Source organism: Ottowia sp., from assembly GCF_035325765.1.
In the GTDB taxonomy this organism is placed as follows: Bacteria; Pseudomonadota; Gammaproteobacteria; order Burkholderiales; family Burkholderiaceae_C; genus Ottowia.
Window position 1 is genome coordinate 13,997 of the sequence record NZ_DAOKZG010000038.1, and the last position, 16,898, is coordinate 30,894.

18 protein-coding genes are annotated in these 16,898 nt (G+C 71.3%); 15 read left to right on the forward strand and 3 right to left on the reverse strand.

The window, feature by feature from the left end:
• The first annotated feature begins 71 nt into the window (after positions 1 to 71).
• From PKA16_RS11885 to ccmB, 11 genes are read left to right on the forward strand one after another with little or no spacing between them, the layout of a single operon-like run.
• Complete coding sequence (locus tag PKA16_RS11885) at positions 72 to 1,835, forward strand: multiheme c-type cytochrome (protein ID WP_324403441.1); 1,764 nt, start codon at positions 72 to 74, stop codon at positions 1,833 to 1,835.
• Between the two features lie 24 nt (positions 1,836 to 1,859).
• Positions 1,860 to 2,906: a hydroxylamine oxidation protein HaoB gene (gene haoB, locus PKA16_RS11890; protein ID WP_324403442.1), complete on the forward strand. Its 1,047-nt coding sequence runs from the start codon at positions 1,860 to 1,862 to the stop codon at positions 2,904 to 2,906.
• Positions 2,907 to 2,964: 58 nt separating this feature from the next.
• Entirely contained in the window at positions 2,965 to 3,729 is a 765-nt protein-coding gene (gene ccmC / locus PKA16_RS11895) for a heme ABC transporter permease CcmC (RefSeq protein WP_324403443.1), read from the forward strand.
• Positions 3,729 to 3,899 carry a heme exporter protein CcmD gene (gene ccmD / locus PKA16_RS11900; protein WP_324403444.1) on the forward strand — a complete coding sequence of 57 codons (171 nt, stop codon included), beginning with the start codon at positions 3,729 to 3,731 and terminating at the stop codon, positions 3,897 to 3,899. The genes ccmC and ccmD overlap by 1 nt, the downstream gene beginning before the upstream one ends.
• On the forward strand, positions 3,896 to 4,351 hold the full coding sequence (gene ccmE, locus PKA16_RS11905; RefSeq protein ID WP_324403445.1) for a cytochrome c maturation protein CcmE: 456 nt from the start codon (positions 3,896 to 3,898) through the stop codon (positions 4,349 to 4,351). Before ccmD ends, ccmE begins: the two co-directional genes overlap by 4 nt.
• A complete protein-coding gene (locus tag PKA16_RS11910; protein WP_324403446.1) occupies positions 4,348 to 6,366 on the forward strand; it encodes a heme lyase CcmF/NrfE family subunit in 2,019 nt (672 codons plus the stop codon). Before ccmE ends, PKA16_RS11910 begins: the two co-directional genes overlap by 4 nt.
• Positions 6,363 to 6,887, forward strand: a complete 525-nt coding sequence (locus tag PKA16_RS11915; protein ID WP_324403447.1) for a DsbE family thiol:disulfide interchange protein — start codon at positions 6,363 to 6,365, stop codon at positions 6,885 to 6,887. The genes PKA16_RS11910 and PKA16_RS11915 overlap by 4 nt, the downstream gene beginning before the upstream one ends.
• On the forward strand, positions 6,880 to 7,374 hold the full coding sequence (locus tag PKA16_RS11920) for a cytochrome c-type biogenesis protein (protein WP_324403448.1): 495 nt from the start codon (positions 6,880 to 6,882) through the stop codon (positions 7,372 to 7,374). The genes PKA16_RS11915 and PKA16_RS11920 overlap by 8 nt, the downstream gene beginning before the upstream one ends.
• On the forward strand, positions 7,371 to 8,594 hold the full coding sequence (gene ccmI / locus PKA16_RS11925) for a c-type cytochrome biogenesis protein CcmI (protein ID WP_324403449.1): 1,224 nt from the start codon (positions 7,371 to 7,373) through the stop codon (positions 8,592 to 8,594). Before PKA16_RS11920 ends, ccmI begins: the two co-directional genes overlap by 4 nt.
• Positions 8,594 to 9,241 (forward strand): cytochrome c biogenesis heme-transporting ATPase CcmA, encoded by a 648-nt coding sequence (ccmA, locus tag PKA16_RS11930; RefSeq protein WP_324403450.1) that lies wholly within the window; start codon positions 8,594 to 8,596, stop codon positions 9,239 to 9,241. Before ccmI ends, ccmA begins: the two co-directional genes overlap by 1 nt.
• Complete coding sequence (gene ccmB / locus PKA16_RS11935; RefSeq protein WP_324403451.1) at positions 9,238 to 9,981, forward strand: heme exporter protein CcmB; 744 nt, start codon at positions 9,238 to 9,240, stop codon at positions 9,979 to 9,981. Before ccmA ends, ccmB begins: the two co-directional genes overlap by 4 nt.
• 85 nt (positions 9,982 to 10,066) lie before the next feature.
• Here the strand turns inward: ccmB and PKA16_RS11940 are convergent, their stop codons facing one another.
• Positions 10,067 to 11,557 carry a PLP-dependent aminotransferase family protein gene (locus tag PKA16_RS11940; RefSeq protein WP_324403452.1) on the reverse strand — a complete coding sequence of 497 codons (1,491 nt, stop codon included), beginning with the start codon at positions 11,555 to 11,557 and terminating at the stop codon, positions 10,067 to 10,069.
• 248 nt (positions 11,558 to 11,805) lie between these two features.
• On the opposite strand from PKA16_RS11940, the gene PKA16_RS11945 reads away from it, so the two are divergent.
• Together PKA16_RS11945 and dcd are read left to right on the forward strand one after the other, a co-directional pair.
• Positions 11,806 to 12,885 (forward strand): BMP family ABC transporter substrate-binding protein, encoded by a 1,080-nt coding sequence (locus tag PKA16_RS11945; protein WP_324403453.1) that lies wholly within the window; start codon positions 11,806 to 11,808, stop codon positions 12,883 to 12,885.
• A gap of 222 nt (positions 12,886 to 13,107) precedes the next feature.
• Positions 13,108 to 13,674 (forward strand): dCTP deaminase, encoded by a 567-nt coding sequence (dcd, locus tag PKA16_RS11950; RefSeq protein WP_324403454.1) that lies wholly within the window; start codon positions 13,108 to 13,110, stop codon positions 13,672 to 13,674.
• A gap of 147 nt (positions 13,675 to 13,821) precedes the next feature.
• On the opposite strand, the gene PKA16_RS11955 is transcribed toward dcd, so the two are convergent.
• Together PKA16_RS11955 and pcp are read right to left on the reverse strand one after the other, a co-directional pair.
• Complete coding sequence (locus PKA16_RS11955) at positions 13,822 to 14,733, reverse strand: delta(1)-pyrroline-2-carboxylate reductase family protein (protein ID WP_324403455.1); 912 nt, start codon at positions 14,731 to 14,733, stop codon at positions 13,822 to 13,824.
• Positions 14,733 to 15,419: a pyroglutamyl-peptidase I gene (gene pcp / locus PKA16_RS11960; RefSeq protein ID WP_324403456.1), complete on the reverse strand. Its 687-nt coding sequence runs from the start codon at positions 15,417 to 15,419 to the stop codon at positions 14,733 to 14,735. The genes PKA16_RS11955 and pcp overlap by 1 nt, the downstream gene beginning before the upstream one ends.
• 170 nt (positions 15,420 to 15,589) lie before the next feature.
• On the opposite strand from pcp, the gene PKA16_RS11965 reads away from it, so the two are divergent.
• The gene (locus PKA16_RS11965) at positions 15,590 to 16,459 is read left to right on the forward strand and encodes a neutral zinc metallopeptidase (RefSeq protein ID WP_324403457.1); all 870 of its coding nucleotides are present in this window, start codon (positions 15,590 to 15,592) and stop codon (positions 16,457 to 16,459) included.
• 216 nt (positions 16,460 to 16,675) lie between these two features.
• Positions 16,676 to 16,898, forward strand: a 223-nt coding sequence (locus PKA16_RS11970) for a DEAD/DEAH box helicase (protein ID WP_324403458.1), incomplete at its 3' end; no start/stop codon positions are given.

Here is a 16,898-nt window from a genome sequence, read left to right on the forward strand (position 1 = left end):
GCCGAAAAATGGCCATAGTGTCTCTCATCCGGCAGCGCGCGCCGTGCCGGAACGAACTGGAGGAGACACCCATGCTGGCTCGACTGCTCACCCTGGTCGCCCTGGCCCTCGGCCTGGTCGCGACGCACCTGCCCACCTCGGCAGCCATCTGGGACTCCGTGCCCGACGAACAGCTCAAGGCGCTGAATCTCTCGCGCGACGCCTCGCCCAAGGAGCTCTTCGACGCGCTGTCCAAGCGCTACAAGGCCGAATACACCAAGGGCAAGCACGCCAAGTACTGGGAGCCGATCCCGATGGACATGTACCTGGCGCCGACGCTGTTCTACAAGGCGCCGGCCGAACCGGCGATCGAGGCCAAGCGCGAGGAATGCGTGGGCTGCCACACCGGCGCCACGCACGGCTGGGTCAAGTCCTGGGAAAAGAGCGTGCACGCCAACCTTGACCAGATTCGCCAGCTTCCTGATTCCGACGTGCGCGCCTACAAGAAGGGCGTGATCGCCGAGGTCGAGGACAACCTGCGCTCGCAGGGCCTGCTGGCGGCGGGCGAGCCGCTGAAGGACGTGCAGTGCATCGACTGCCACATGGGCGTCGGCAAGCAGGCCGGCAACCACGTGACCGACCTGCGCATGCCCGACCGCACCGCCTGCGGCACCTGCCACGTGCGCCAGTTCGCCGAGGCCGAGTCCGAGCGCGACACCCTGGTGTGGCCGCAGAAGCAGTGGGACGCGGGCCACCCCTCGCACACCGTGGACTACATGGCCAACGTCGAGACTGCCACCTGGGCCGCGCTGCAGGAGCGCGAGGTGGCGGCCAGCTGCACCATGTGCCATACCAACCAGCCCAAGTGCGACAACTGCCACACGCGGCATGAGTTCTCCACCGTCGAGGCACGCAAGCCAGAGGCCTGCGCCACCTGCCACAACGGGGTCGACCACAACGAGTTCGAGCAGTTCATGTTCTCCAAGCATGGCACGGCCTACCAGACCCGCGGCAACCAGTGGAACTGGGACATCCGCCTGGCCGACCAGATGGGCCACAAGGACGGCCAGACCGGCCCGACCTGCCAGAGCTGCCACTTCGAGTTCAAGGGCCAGTACACGCACAACCTGGTGCGCAAGGTGCGTTGGGGCTTCCTGCCGTTCCAGAACATCGCCGACAATCTCGAGCACCCCTGGTTCAAGGAGCGCAAGGAGGCCTGGGTGGCGACATGCTCGCAGTGCCACTCGCCGCGCTTTGCCGAGACCTATCTGACAATGTCGGACAATGGCATCAAGGATGGCATCAAGCTCGTCGAGGACACGCGCAAGGTGGTGCAGAAACTCTACGACGATAAGCTGCTGGTCGGTCAGAAGACCAATCGCCCGGCACTGCCCGCGCCCGAGCAGGACGAGCCCGGCGGCTTCTTCTCGCTGTTCTTCGCTGGCGCCAACCAGACCACCACCGTCGACCGCACCTTTGCCGAGATGTGGGAGCAGCACGTGGCGCGCTACATGAAGGGCCTGCAGCACGTGAACCCGGGTGGCTGGACTTACTCGCACGGCTGGAGCGACCTGATCAAGGACCAGGCCATCATCAACGAGCAGGACACCCTGCTGCGCGAGAAGGCCGCGCTCGAGCAGCGCCTGCAGAAGCTGGAAGGCGGCAGCGCCGCGCCGCGCAAGACCTCGTCCTACCGCAACGGCACGCAGCCGGTGCTGGCCAACCTGGCCGATGACCCGGTGCTGACCGGCGGCGGACTCGCGGTGCTGGGCGGTGGCCTGCTGATCGGCGGCCTGGTCGGACGCCGGCGCAGTGCCCGGACGGCCGGCGACGATCCGCAGCGGGAGCGCGCCTGACGAATGACCAGGAGACACGGCAACATGGGTGATCCAGCAGCATCGCGCCCATGGCGCCGGCGCCTGAGCCTCGCCGCCGTGCTCGGCGGCCTTGCCCTGCTCGGCATGGCCGGCGGCCTGCTGGCCCGGCACTGGTCGGCGCCACCGGTCTACCGCTACGTGCTGGGCGAGCCCGTGCCCACCGCCGAGCTGGAGCCGCTGGCGCAGCAGCTGACGGTGCGACGCGCCAGCGTGGTGTCGGATGACAGCGCCACCCCGCTGGCCGAGCTGGAGGTCGCCGATTCGGGCGGCGGCCCGGTGCTGGTGCGCTGGCAGTCGCGTGTCGATGATCCCTTCCTGACCCTGGGCATCGCCCCCAAGGACGTGGACGCGCTGGCCGGGGTGCTCAAGCGCCACGTGCCGGCCGAGCGCGTCGTGCTGAGCTGGTGGGACACGGCGCGTCAGTTCCAGCTGCTGGCCGGCGCCAACGTGGCCTTCGACCAGCACCTGGGCACGCCGCTGTTCGTGCCCTCGCGCTGGCAGGCCAGCCGCGCCCGGGTCGAGGCGATCGAGCAGGCCTTCTGGCGCGCCGGCGCCGAGCCGGACGAACGGCTGGCGGCGCAGCAGCAGCGCTTCCAGCGCTTTGCCGACGCCCTGCTGGCGCCGGAAGCCGAGGGCCTGCGCGCACTGCAGGCGCTCGCCGGCGGCAAGACGGCGGTGCTGGTGCTGCACCTGCGCGACATCATCCTGCTGGGCCAGATGGCGCCCGAACGCCTCGGCGTCGCCTTCCAGGACTTCGGCGCCAGTGGCGACGTGCACGGCATGGTGCGCGGGGTGCACAGCTGGCTCGACCAGCACAAGTACCACGCCTACAGCGTGCTGCAGGGCCCGGGGCAGCCGATCCGCGCGATCGCGCTGACCGACGAGCCCTCCGGCAAGACCCTGGCGGCGCGCCTGCTGCCCTTCATGGGCAACGAGCAGAGCGACGTCGCGGGCGCCACCCTGGTCTACCAGGTGGGTGGCTTCTCGGTGTTCGAGATCGCGCCGGCCGAGGCCACAGCGGCGCTGGACGCGGCGGCACGGCCACGATGAGCATGCCGGGCCGCTCCCAGGTGTTGATCCCGCGGCGCGCGGCGCGGAGGGCCATCCCGTGAGCAGTGCGCTGTCCCTGCCCGCGGGCGGGATCAACTGGTTCAAGTACGCGGCGCCGCTGCGCTTCTACCCGCTGGCCGGACGCCTCCTGCCCTGGTGCTACGCCCTGGCGGCGCTGCTCGGTGTCGCCGGGTTGGTGATCGGCCTCGCGCTGGCGCCGACCGACGCGCAGCAGGGTGATGCCTACCGCATCATCTTCATCCACGTGCCGGCGGCCTGGATGTCCATGGTGATCTACCTCGCGCTGGCGCTGTGGGCCGGCATCGGCCTGGTGTTCAACCTGCGCCTGGCCTCGATGCTGGCCTGCGCGCTGGCGCCCACCGGCGCGCTGATGACCGTCATCGCCCTGTGGACCGGCGCCCTGTGGGGCAAGCCGACCTGGGGCACCTGGTGGGTGTGGGACGCACGCCTGACCTCGGAGCTGATCCTGCTGTTCCTCTACCTCGGCTTCCTGTCGCTGCACGCCGCCATCGACGACCCGCGCCACGCCGACCGCGCGACCGCGGTGCTGGCGCTGGTGGGCGTGGTCAACGTGCCGATCATCTATTTCTCGGTACGCTGGTGGAATACCCTGCATCAGGGCGCTTCGGTCAGCCTGGACAGCGCGCCCAGCATTGCCACGCCGATGCTGGTGGGCATGCTGGTGATGACGCTGGCGGTCTGGTGCTACTGCATTGCCGTGGCGCTCGCACGCGTGCGCCTGATCATTCTGGAGCGCGAGCGCCACGCGGCCTGGGCCGCGCAGGCGCTGGAGGTGGCGTGATGCCCGGATCGAACTGGGCCACCTGGTCCGACTTCCTGCAGATGGGCGGCTACGGCCTCTATGTCTGGGGCTCGTTTGGCGTGACGGCGCTGCTGCTGGCGGCCGAACTGTGGCAGCTGCGCCGCCGGCGCCAGCGCCTGCGCGCCGAGGCGCTCGGAGAGCCGGCATGAAGACACGCACCAAGCGCGGGCTCATCGTGCTCGGCGGCCTGGCCGCGCTTGGCGTCGCCAGCGCCCTGGTGCTCAGCGCTTTCCAGGACAACCTGGTGTTCTTCTTCAGCCCCTCCCAGGTGGTGGCGCGCGAGGCGCCGCAGGGCCGGGCCTTTCGCCTGGGCGGCCTGGTCGAGCAGGGCAGCGTGCAGCGCGCCAGCGACAGCCTGATGGTGCAGTTCGTCGTCACCGACGGCGCGCAAAGCATCCCGGTGCGCTACAGCGGCCTGCTGCCCGACATGTTCCGCGAGGGCAAGGGCGTGGTGACGCAGGGCCGGCTGGACGAGCACGGCCTGTTCCACGCCGACCAGGTGCTGGCCAAGCACGACGAGAACTACACGCCGCGCGAAGTCGAAGGCGCGCTCCAGAGCGCCGGCTACACGCCGCCACTGCCGGCCGGAGATCCGCGATGATCGCCGAGCTCGGCCAGCTTGCCCTCGTGCTCGCGCTGCTGCTGGCGGCCGTGCAGGCGCTGCTGCCGCTCTGGGGCGCGGCGCGCGGCCACGCCGCCTGGATGGCGCTGGCCGGCCCGGCAGCACGCGCCCAGTTCCTGTTCGTCGCCATCGCCTTCGGTTGCCTGACCCGGCTGTTCGTGGCCAACGATTTCTCGGTCGAGTACGTCGCCGAACACTCCAATTCCGCCCTGCCCCTCGTCTACCGCGTCTGCGCCGTGTGGGGCGGCCACGAAGGCTCGGTGCTGCTGTGGCTGCTGATCCTGGCCGGCTGGACTGCGGCGGTGTCGCTGCGCTCGCGCCACCTGGACGCGCGCACCACGGCGCGCATCCTGGGGGTCATGGGCCTGGTGAGCGTGGGCTTCGCGCTGTTCATCCTGCTCACCTCCAATCCGTTCGCGCGCCTGCTGCCGGCGGCGCCGAACGGCGCCGACCTCAACCCGCAGCTGCAGGACCCGGGCCTGATCATGCACCCGCCGCTGCTCTACATGGGCTACGTGGGCACCACGGTGGCCTTTGCCTTTGCCATCGCCGCGCTGCTGGCCGGGCGCCTGGACGCCGCCTGGGCGCGCTGGTCGCGGCCCTGGGCCACGGTGTCGTGGTGCTTCCTCACCCTGGGCATCGCGATCGGCAGCGTCTGGGCCTACTACGAGCTGGGCTGGGGCGGCTGGTGGTTCTGGGATCCCGTCGAAAACGCCTCGCTCATGCCCTGGCTCGTCAGCACCGCGCTGCTGCACTCGCTGGCAGTGACCGAAAAGCGCGACACTTTCAAGATGTGGACCGCACTGCTGGCCATCATCGCCTTCTCGCTCTCGCTGCTGGGCACCTTCCTGGTGCGCTCGGGCGTGCTGACCTCGGTGCACGCCTTCGCCACCGACCCGGCGCGCGGCATCTACATCCTGGTGTTCTTCACCCTGGTGGTGGGCGGCTCGCTCGCCCTGTTCGCCTGGCGCGCGCCCAGTGTCGGCATCGGCGGGCGCTTCGCCCTGGTGTCGCGCGAGTCGATGCTGCTGGTCAACAACGTGCTGCTGCTGGTGGCCTGCGCCGCGGTGCTGCTGGGCACGCTCTACCCGCTCGCCATCGATGCCCTTGGCCTGGGCAAGCTGTCGGTCGGTCCGCCCTATTTCGACACCGTGTTCGTGCCGCTGATCGCGCCAGCGCTGTTCCTGGTCGGGGTCGGCCCGCTGGCGCGCTGGCGCGAGGACAACGCGCTGGATCTGGCACGTCGCCTGCGCTGGGCGCTGGCCGTGAGCCTGGCGGCGGCCCTGGTCGCGCCCTGGCTGCTCGGCAGCTGGAAGCCGATGGTCGGCTTCGGCCTGTTCCTGGCGCTGTGGATCGCCGCCACCTCGGTGCTCAACGTGGTCGAGAAGCTGCGCCGCCACCCGCGCGCGCAGTGGCGCCAGCGCCTGGCGGCGCAGCCGCCGAGCTACTGGGGCATGCAGCTCGCGCACCTGGGGGTGGCGGTGTTCATCGTCGGGGTCACCGTGGTGAACGGCTACGAGCTGGAAAAGGACGTCACCATGGAGCCCGGCGAGACCGCGACGCTGGCCGGCTACCGCTTCGAGTTCCAGGGCGTCGACCGGCAACGTGGCCCCAACTATTCGGCGGACCGGGCCCGGCTCGCCGTGACCACGGAGAGCGGGCGCGCCGTCACCACGCTGTGGCCCGAGCGACGCGTCTACACCGAAGGGCGCAACCCGGCGCCGATGACCGAGGCGGCCATCCATACCGGCCTCACGCGCGACCTCTACGCGGCGCTCGGCGACCGCCTGAGCGAGCAGCGCTGGATCGTGCGCCTCTACTACAAGCCCTTCGTCGACTGGATCTGGGGCGGCTGCTTCCTGATGGCGCTCGGCGGCCTGATCGCCGTGCTGGACCGACGCTACCGCCTGCGCGTGCGCGCGGCGGCGACGCGGCCGGCCCCTGCCACGCCCCCGGGCCTGGCGACCGCCACGGCGAGGACCGCGACGCCATGAGAAAGGGCCTGCTGCCGCTGCTGCTGTTTGGCGTGCTGGTGGCCTTCCTGGCGATCGGCCTGACGCTCAAGCCGCGCGAGATCCCCTCGCCGCTAATCGACAAGCCGCTGCCGGCGTTTGAACTGCCACAGCTCGACACGCCCACGGAGCGCTTCTCGGCGCAGGACCTGCGCGGCAAGGTCTGGTTGCTCAACGTCTGGGCCTCCTGGTGCGTCGCCTGCCGGGTCGAGCACCCGGTGCTGATCGACCTCGCCCGCTCGCGCAGCGTGCTGATGTACGGCCTGAACTACAAGGACCAGCGCGACAACGCGCTCGACTGGCTCGCGCGCCACGGCAACCCCTACCTGCAGTCGGCGTCCGACCTCCAGGGCCTGGTCGGCATCGACCTGGGGGTCTACGGCGTGCCCGAGACTTTCATCATCGACCAGCAGGGCGTGATCCGCTACAAGCACATCGGCCCGGTGACGCAGGAGGCCCTCGACCAGACCATCCTGCCCCTGATGAGGAAGCTCGGTGCCTGACCCCCGAATGCCCTGGATGCGCGCCGTCCTGTGCGCCCTGGCCTGGCTGCTGGCGGGCTCCGCGCTGGCGGCGCGCGAAGCACCGCCGCTGGCCGAGGACGCCGTGCTCGAAGCGCGCATGACGGAAATCGCCCAGGAGCTGCGCTGCCTGGTGTGCCAGAACGAGACCATCGCCGCCTCGCACGCCGACCTCGCACTCGACCTGCGCCAGCAGATCCGCGAGCAGCTGCGCGCCGGTCGCTCGCCGCAGCAGGTGCGCGACTTCATGGTCGAGCGCTACGGCGACTTCGTGCTCTATCGGCCGCGGTTCGGCCTGCGCACCCTGCTGCTGTGGCTGGGCCCGTTCGTGCTGCTGCTGCTGGCGGCCGCAACCCTGGTGCGCACCATTCGCCGGCGCGCTGCCGCCGAGCCCGAGCACGTGCTGTCGGCCGAGGAACGTCGCCGCGCGCGCCAGCTGCTGCAAGCCGGCGGGGAGTCGCCGCCATGACGCTGTTCCTGGTCCTGGCGGCCGCCCTGGTGCTGCTCGCGCTGGCGCTGGTGATCGTGCCCCTGCTGCGGCACGCGGACCGTGCCGCGCCGGCCGATCCGGCGCTCGCCGTGCTGGCCGACCGCCTGCGCGAGATCGATGCCGAGCACGCCGCCGGCACGCTGGGCGACGCCGAACACGAGCGCGCCCGCCTGGAGCTCGAGCGCCAGGCCCTGCAGGCGCGCCAGGATGCACCGGCGAACGAGCCCGCGAGCCTGCGCGTCAACTGGGGCGCGGCGCTCGCCACCGCGATCACACTGCCGCTGGCCGCCGCCCTGCTGTATGCCGCGGTCGGCACGCCGGAAGCGATCAGCGGCCGCGGCGTCCAGGCCGCCGCCGCCGATCCCGCCCACCCGCCGCAGGACGACGCCATCGCGGCGCTGTCCGAGCGACTCGCGCGCGACGGCGGCGATGCCGAGGGCTGGGTGCTGCTGGCGCGCTCGTACTTCCAGCTCGGCCGCACCCAGGACGCCCTTGGCGCCTACCGCAAGGCCACGGCCCTGCAGGCCGACAACCCGGACCTGTGGGTGGAATATGCCAACACCCTGGCCACGACGCAAAACCGCGACCTGTCGGGCGAGCCGCAGCAACTGGTCGAACGCGCGCTCCGGCTCGACCCGAACAACCTGAATGCCCTGGCCTTTGCCGGCCTGGCGGCCCTGCAGCGGGGCGAACGCGAGACCGCCGTGCAGCACTGGCGTCGGCTGGAAGCTCAGTTGCCCGAGGACTCGGAAGACCGCGCGCGCATCGGCGAGTGGATCGCGCGCGCGCAAGGCCAGGCGCCGCCCGCCAAGGTGGCCACCACCGCCCCGGCCAGCGCCGCCCCCGCGACCCGGCCGGAAATCCGCGGCACGGTGGTGGTCGACAGCGCCCTGGCCAGCCAGATCGCGCCGGCGGATACCCTGTTCGTGTTCGCGCGTGCCGAGAACGGTCCGCCGATGCCGCTGGCCGCCGTGCGCACGCGCGCCTCGGGCTGGCCGGTCTCCTTCACGCTGGACGACAGCAGCGCCATGGCCGAGGGCCTGGCGCTGTCACGGCACCCACGCGTCAACATCGTCGCGCGCGTCTCGCGCCTGGGCAACGCCAACGCGCAGCCGGGCGACATCGAAGGCCACCTCGAGGGCGTCGCTCTCGGGCGCCAGGACGTGCGCGTGGTGCTCGACCGCGTGGTCGGACGCTGATGGCCGCCACCGGCCCGGTCGGCGCCGCCAGCCTGCAGCTCGAGAACCTGCAGTGCACGCGCTCCGGCCGCCTGCTGTTCAGCGGCCTGAACGCGACGGTCGTGCCGGGTCAGTTGCTGCGCGTGCAGGGCGCCAACGGCGCCGGCAAGACCAGCCTGCTGCGCATGGTCTGCGGCCTGCTGGCACCGCAGCACGGTCGCGTGCTGTGGCGTGGCCTGGACATCGCGCGCCTGCGCGAGGAATTCGGCCGCGCCCTGCTCTACCTCGGCCATACGGCGGCACTCAAGGCCGAGCTGTCGGTGCTGGAAAACCTGCAGGTCGCGCTGGCGCTGGCCGGCTGGCAGGCGGCGCCGCAGGCGGCCCGCGCGGCCCTGCGCGAGGCGGGCCTGGCCGGACGCGAGCACGCACCGGTGCGTACCCTGTCGCAGGGGCAGCGCCGGCGCGCCGCGCTGGCGCGCCTGGTGCTGGCTGGCGCCACGCCGCTGTGGGTGCTGGACGAGCCCTTCAACGCGCTCGACCACGCGGCCGGCGCCTGGCTGGCATCACGCATCGCGCGCCACGTCGGCGCCGGCGGCATCGTGGTGCTGACCAGCCACCAGGACGTCGCGCTGCCGGCGGCGCTGCCGCAGGTCACGCTGGCGCTATGAAGGCCGAAACCGCACCGTCCCGGGGCGCGCCACCGGGCGCGGCGGTCGGCGCCACGACGCGCCGCGCCGGGCCACTCGCCGGACTGGGCGCCCTGCTGCGGCGCGACCTGCGCGTCGCGCTGCGGCGCCAGGCCGACACCGCGGCCGCGCTCGTGTTCTTCCTCATCGTGGTCAGCCTGTTCCCGCTCGGCATCGGCCCCGAGCCGGCGCTGCTGCGGCGCCTGGCGCCCGGCGCGATCTGGGTCGCCGCCCTGCTCGCCACCCTGCTGTCGCTGCCGCGCCTGTTCGCCGACGACCATCTGGACGGCACGCTGGAGCAGGTGCTGCTGGCCGCCACTCCGCTGCCCCTGCTGGTGCTGGCCAAGGTGGTCGCGCACTGGCTTGGCACCGGCCTGCCGCTGACCCTGCTGTCGCCGCTGCTGGCCCTGCAATTCGATCTCGATGGCCGCGCCATCGGCGTGCTGGCGGCCTCGCTGCTGCTAGGCACGCCCCTGCTCAGCCTGATCGGCGCCATCATGTCGGCGCTCACCCTGGGTGTGCGCGGCGGCGGCGTGCTGCTGGCCCTGCTGGTGCTGCCGCTCTACATTCCGGTGCTGGTGTTCGGCGCCGGCGCGGTCGAGGCGAGCAGCGCTGGCCTGGGCATCTCGGCGCATTTCTCGCTGCTCGGCGCCATGCTGGTGCTGGCGCTGTTCCTCGCACCCTGGGCCGCCGCCTGGGCCCTGCGCATCGCGATCGAGTAGCGCTCCGTACGCACGCGCGCTTGCCGCATGACGAATGATCGCCGGCAGGCACCGGCGTCACGAATGATCCTGGGGCGACGCCGGGTCATCCTTCACTCACGACGCCGGTGCCGACCGCCTGGCGCAGGCGCAGCAGGGCCTCGCTCACCTCGGTCTCGCTCAGCGCCGCATAGCCCAGCAGCAGCACGCGCTCCAGCGCTGCGTCGCCGCCCACGTTCCACAGCCGCGCATTGCCGTGCGAAATCCCGTAGACGCCGACGCCATGCGCGCGCGCCAGTTGCTCCACCGCCTGGGCGTCCGGCCCCCGCGCGGGCAGTTGCACCACCAGGTGCATGCCGCCGCCCTCGCCGCTGCAACGCCACTCGGGCAGGCCATGGGTGACGGCCGCGCACAGGTGGTTGCGTCGCGCCGCGTAAAGCTGGCGCAGGCGGCGCAGGTGCTCGGCGTAGCCGCCCTCGGTGATGAAGGCGGCGAGCGCCGCCTGCTCCAGCCAGGGCTGGCAGTTGTTCAGCAGCGCCTTGGCCTTGCGCGCCGGCTCGCACAGTTCGGCCGGCAACACCATGTAGCCGATGCGCAAGCCCGCCCCCAGGCTCTTGGAGAAGGTACCCAGGTAGATCACCTGGCCGTTGCGATCCAGGCTCTTGAGCGCCGGCAGCGGCGCGCCATCGTAGAAGAAATCGCAGTCGTAATCGTCCTCGACGACGTAGGCACCGGCCGCCGCCGCCCAGGCCAGCAGCGCCTCGCGCCGTGCCAGCGACTGCGTCACGCCCAGCGGATACTGATGCGAGGGCGTCACGTAGGCCAGCGCCGCCGCTGGCAGCGCCGCGCAGTCGATGCCATCCTGGTCCACCGCGACCGGCCGCAGGGTCGCGCCGTGGCCAGCAAACACGTGCGCCGCGCCACGGTAGCACGGATCCTCGACCACCACCTCGACGCCCGGCGCGATCAGCAGCCAGGCCAGCAGGTTGAGCCCCTCCTGGATGCCGTTGGTGATCACGATGCGCGCCGGGTCGGCGGCAATGCCGCGCGTCGCGCCCACGTGGGCCGAGATCGCCTCGCGCAGCGCCAGCACGCCCTGCGGATCGCCGTACTCGCACAGGTGACGCGCCCCCGTGCGCAGCTTGCGCATCAGCAGGGCCTGCCAGTGCCGCAGCGGAAACAGGCGCGCGTCCGGGCGGCCGACCCAGAAGTCGAACTCGAGCTCGTGGCCATGGGGCGCGACCACCTCGTGCGCCTCGCCGCGAAACTTCAGGCGCCGCCGGCGCCGCTGTTCGGCCGCGGCGCTCGGCCTGGCATCGACCAGCGGCAGCAGCGCCGGCCCTTCAGGCGCGACGCGCTCCGCCACGAAGGTGCCGGTCGGTTCGCGTGCCACCAGGAAGCCCTCGGCGATCAGGCGGCCGAAGGCCGCCATGATGGTGTTGCGCGAGACGTCGAGGTCCTGCGCGAGCTGGCGCGAAGCCGGCATGCGCGCGCCGGCCACCAGCCGGCCGTCAAGGATCAGCAGGCGGATCTGCTCGGTGATCTGCAGCTGCAGGCTCTTGCCTGCAGCCGGGTCGATGCGCAGCGGCAGCTGCATGGCATGGGATCTCCGCTAACAAACCGGTGAAGGCGCGCGGCGCCAATGGCAGTTGGCATGGTAGCGATTGCCGCCGCCCGTCACCACGGGGTTTCCCTGCATCAGCGCCCCGGGCGGAACCTCGCCGGTGCGACAATGCCGCCGGCACGCCCGCCGCCGCCCCTGGTGGTGCCTGCCCGTCCGCACCCGGCGCTCCCGAGCACCCGTGCGCGGCCGCCTTCCTTCCCGGGGCCATGTCGAGGACAACCATGTACAAAAACCTCGTGGCCGCGCTCGCGGCCGCCTGCCTGTGGGCCCCCTTGCACGCGCAAGGACCGGCCGCCCCGCCCCCCACGCGGGCCACCTGGGTCTACGTCACGCCGGTCACCGACGTCGGCTGGACGCACCAGCACGAAGCCGCGCGCCTGGCGGTGCAGGCGGCCCTGGGCGACCAGGTCGAAACGCGTTACGTCGAGAACGTCGCCGAGGGCACGGACGCCGAGCGCGTGCTGCGCGACCTGGCGCGCCAGGGCAACGACATCATCTTCACCACCAGCTTCGGCTACATGGAGCCGGCGCTGCGCGTCGCGCGCGACTTCCCGCAGGTCAGGTTCGAGGTCATCACCGGCGTCAAGCGCGCCGCCAACGTCGCCACCGCCAACGCGCGCTACTACGAGGGCCGCTACCTGGCCGGCATCGCCGCCGGCCGCATGACGCAGGCCGGCGTGATCGGCTACGTCGCCGGTTTCCCGATCCCCGAGGTGCTGCAGGGCATCAACGCCTTCACGCTCGGCCTGCGCAGCGTGCGACCCGATGCCAGCGTGCGGCTGGTCTGGCTGAACGAATGGTTCAACCCGCCGCGCGAGCGCGAGGCGGCGCTGGTCCTGCTCGACCAGGGCGCCGACGTGCTGGCCTTCCACAGCGCGTCCACCGCCATCATGAAGGCGGCCGAGGAGCGCGGCCGGCTCGCCATCGCCTACCACTCGGACATGCGCAGCGTCGCGCCGCACGCCCAGCTCGCCGCCGTCACGCACCACTGGGAAGCCTACGAGCTCGCCCGCGTGCGCGCGCTGCGCGACGGCAGCTGGAAGAGCGGCGACCTGTGGGGCGGCGTCAAGGAAGGCATGGTGCGCATCGAAGGCTTCGGCCCCAGGGTGCCGGAAGCCGTGCGGCGCGAAGTGCTGGCACGCGAGCAGGACATCGCCGCCGGCCGCCTGCACCCCTTCGCCGGACCGGTGCGCGACAACACGGGCCAGTTGCAGGTGCCCCAGGGCCGCCATGCCAGCGATCGCGAGATCCTGGAGATGAACTACCTCGTCGAAGGCGTGCGGGGGCCGCTTCCACGCTGACCAGCCCACATCGGAGCGCGGGGGCGCAGAGATTCCGCAGGAGACGCGGAAGAAGATCTCATGGTTTGTGCTGCGTCCTCCGCGAATCCTTCGCATCCACTGCGCATGGCAGTCGGGACTTGCAGGACCTGCGGCGAATCGCGCCGATGAACTCAAGGCAGAATAAGGCCTTTGCGCTTGTCCATTGCGCGCAAACAGCTATCAATTCATGAGCGAGGCAGCATGAGCATCAAGAGCGACCGATGGATCCGCCGCATGGCGGCCGAGCACGGCATGATCAAGCCGTTCGAGCCCGGCCAGGTGCGCGAGGTGGACGGCCGGCGCATCGTCAGCTACGGCACCAGCAGCTATGGCTACGACATCCGCTGCGCGCCCGAGTTCAAGATCTTCACCAACATCCACTCCACCGTGGTCGACCCGAAGAACTTCGACGAAAAGAGCTTCGTCGACTTCCAGGGCGACTCGTGCATCATCCCGCCCAACAGCTTCGCGCTGGCGCGCACCGTCGAGTACTTCCGCATCCCGCGCAACGTGCTCACCATTTGTCTCGGCAAGAGCACCTATGCGCGCTGCGGCATCATCGTCAACGTCACGCCGTTCGAACCCGAATGGGAGGGCTACGTGACGCTGGAGTTCAGCAACACCACGCCGCTGCCGGCCAAGATCTACGCGGGCGAGGGCTGCGCCCAGGTGCTGTTCTTCGAAAGCGACGAGGTGTGCGAGGTCAGCTACAAGGATCGCGGCGGCAAGTACCAGGGGCAGGTGGGCGTGACGCTGCCGAAGGCCTGACTCCCCACTGCCGCTGCGGCGGCTCCCCCGCTCCGGGGCTTCGCCTGGAGGGGGAGACGCAGCCGGTGACCAGGGAGACCCCGGCCACGACTGCCGCCGGGCTGGCCTGCTCCGTGGCCATTTGATGGTCTGCTCCCACTGCGGAGTTCAAGCCTTCATCGCCAGCCGCGCCGCCGCCAGGTCCCAGCCGGCCCAGCCGCAGTTCTTGAACAGCACCGGCCCGCGCGCCGGTCTCTCGTCCGCGCCGACCACCTGCGCCAGCGTCGGCAGGCCCTGCACCGGCACGCCGGCCTGCAGCAGGTCACCCGCCTCATGCTCGGCGTCGGGCGTATCGATCACGATGCGGCCGTGCCGGGCCACGTGGCGGCACACGCTGGCGTCGAGTTCGACCATCTGCGGCGTGAAGGCGCCAACGGCGGCCACGAAGGCGTCGGCGCGCAGCGGGCCGTGCAGCACCACCTCGCGCGCCGGCGTGCAGGTGGCCACCAGCGGACAGCCGGCCAGCGCGGCATCGGCGTCGTCCACCACCTCCGCCCGCACGCCCAGGCCGCGCGCCTGCGTGGCCAGGGTCTCGGCACTGGCGCGGCGGCGCGAGGCAATCCGGAACTCCCGCACGCCCAGCACCTGCGCGAACGCCTCGACATGCGCCTGCCCCTGCACGCCCGCGCCGACCACCAGCATGGGTCCGTGCGGGTTCGGCGCCAGCCGGCGCGCCGCCAGCGCCGACACGGCGGCGGTGCGCCGCGCCGTCACCGTGGGCCCATCCAGAATCAGCCCGCGCGTGCCGCGGGCCACGTCGAACACCACGACGTCGCCCTGGATCATCGGCGTCGCGGTGGCGACGTTGCCCGGCGTGAAGGTGATCAACTTGGTCATCGCCACGCGCGCGTCGCAGGCCGGCATGACGAACAGCACCGCGCCCTGCGCGGTCGGCAGCACGATGCGTTCGGGCACGCGCACGCTCGCATCGCGCAACACGGCCTCGATTTCGGCCACCAGCGCCGTCCAGGGCAGGCGCGCGGCGGTCGCGCCGGAATCCAGGATGGGAGACTCGCGCATCAGGCCACTGCACCTGCCGGACGGCGCAGGTCGCGCTGCGTGACCAGCGCGGTGCGGATCCCCACGCGCAGGCCCTCGACCATCTGGTCGAGCGACAGGCCATGTGCGGCGTGATCGACCAGCGGCGGCAGGTGGACGAAACCCCCGCGCGTGCGCCGCAAGCCGCGCCCCGTGGTCAGGCGGTGCATGAGGCCGTAGAACACCTGGTTGCAGACGAAGGTGCCGGCGCTTTGCGACACCTCGACCGGGATGCCGGCGGCCTGGATGTCCGCCAGCATGGCCTTGATCGGCAGGCTGCTGAAGTAGGCCACCGGCGCATCGGGCAGCACCGGCTCGTCGATCGGCTGCGCGCCCGCGTTGTCGGCGATGCGCGCGTCCTGCACGTTGATCGCCACGCGCTCGAGCGACAAGGCCCGGCGGTTGGCCGCCAGGCCCAGACAGATCACCAGGCGCGGCCGGTATTGCGTCAGCAGCGCGTACAGGCGGGGCAGTGCGACGCCGAACTGCGTCGGCAGCTGTGCCGCCACCACCGGGTGGCCGGCGATGCGGCGACGATGGAGACGTTCGGCCGCCAGCCAGCTGGGGTTCACGGCGTCGCCGCCGAACGGATCGAAGCCGGTCACGAGAACCCGGTCACGCTGCACCGGGTCGGCAGCGGGCTGGCGGGACGATGCGGGCGTTACCATTGCGCCAATTTAACCCAGATTCCCGGCTCGATGCGCCACGGCGTGACGGTTGGCCGCCCTGCCCGACCCGCTGCTGGAGCCGGGCGCGGCACCGGGCGATCGCCCGCATCCCGTCCGGAGCGGCGATCCGGTCGCTGGAAAATCCGGATTCGAGGCAACGGGAGCAGGCCATGCGCTGGGAAGGACAACGCGAGTCGGGCAACGTGGAAGACCGCCGCAGCGGCGGCGGAGGTGGCTTCGGCCTGGGCGGGCGCAGCATCGGCATCGGCACCATCGTGCTGGCGCTGATCGGCTGGGGCGTGTTCGGCATCAACCCGCTCACCACCATCGGCGTGCTCTCGGGTGCCGGCGGCCCACCACAGGCACAGCAGGGTCCGGCCCAGGCGCCACCGGCGGGCGACCGCAACGCCGCCTTCGTCGCCACCGTGCTGGCTTCGACCGAGGATGTGTGGGGCCAGATCTTCCAGCAGGGCGGCGCGCGCTACGCGCCGCCGCGACTGGTGTTGTTTCGCGGCGCCACGCCCACCGCCTGCGGCATGGGTCAGTCGGCGATGGGCCCGTTCTACTGCCCGGGCGACCAGAAGGTCTATCTGGACATGGACTTCTTCGACACCATGACGCGCCAGCTCGGTGCGCCGGGCGAGTTCGCGCGTGCCTACGTGGTGGCGCACGAGGTCGGCCACCACGTGCAGAACCTGCTGGGCGTGACCGGCAAGGTGGATTCGATGCGCGGGCGCATCAGCCAGGCGCAGCAGAACCAGCTTTCGGTGCGCCTGGAGCTGCAGGCCGACTGCTATGCCGGCATCTGGGCCAAGCATTCGCAGCAGGCCAAGGGCTGGCTGGACGCCGGCGACATCGAGTCGGCCATCAACGCGGCGCAGCAGATCGGCGACGACACGCTGCAGAAGCGCAGCCAGGGCTACGCCGTGCCCGACAGCTTCACGCACGGCTCCAGTGCCCAACGCGTGCGCTGGTTCACCCAGGGCTTCAAGACCGGCAGCGTGCAGGCCTGCGACACCTTCAACGCCCAGGGGCTTTGAGCGCAGCGCGCATCTGACTCACAAGAGAGGACATCCATACGCGGAGGACGCGAAGGTCGCGCAGAGGACGCAGAAGAATCCTTTCGATTTCTCTTCTGCGTTCTCTGCGAAATCTCTGCGTCCTCTGCGCATGGGTGCTGGTTTTCGGGCCTCAACCAGTCCCGCAACGCCCCGTTGCACGCGCGCGACGTACTGATGCGACAATACGGGGTTCAGATGAGTACGCTTTATTCCGACCTCGCGCTGGCCGATCCCCTCAAGCGCGCCGTGGCCGACATGGGCTACGAGACCATGACCCCGATCCAGGCCCAGGCGATTCCCGTCGTCCTGGCGGGCCAGGACGTGATGGGTGCCGCGCAGACCGGTACCGGCAAGACCGCCGCCTTCTCGCTGCCGCTGCTGCAGCGCCTGCTCAAGCACGAGACCGCCTCGGTCTCGC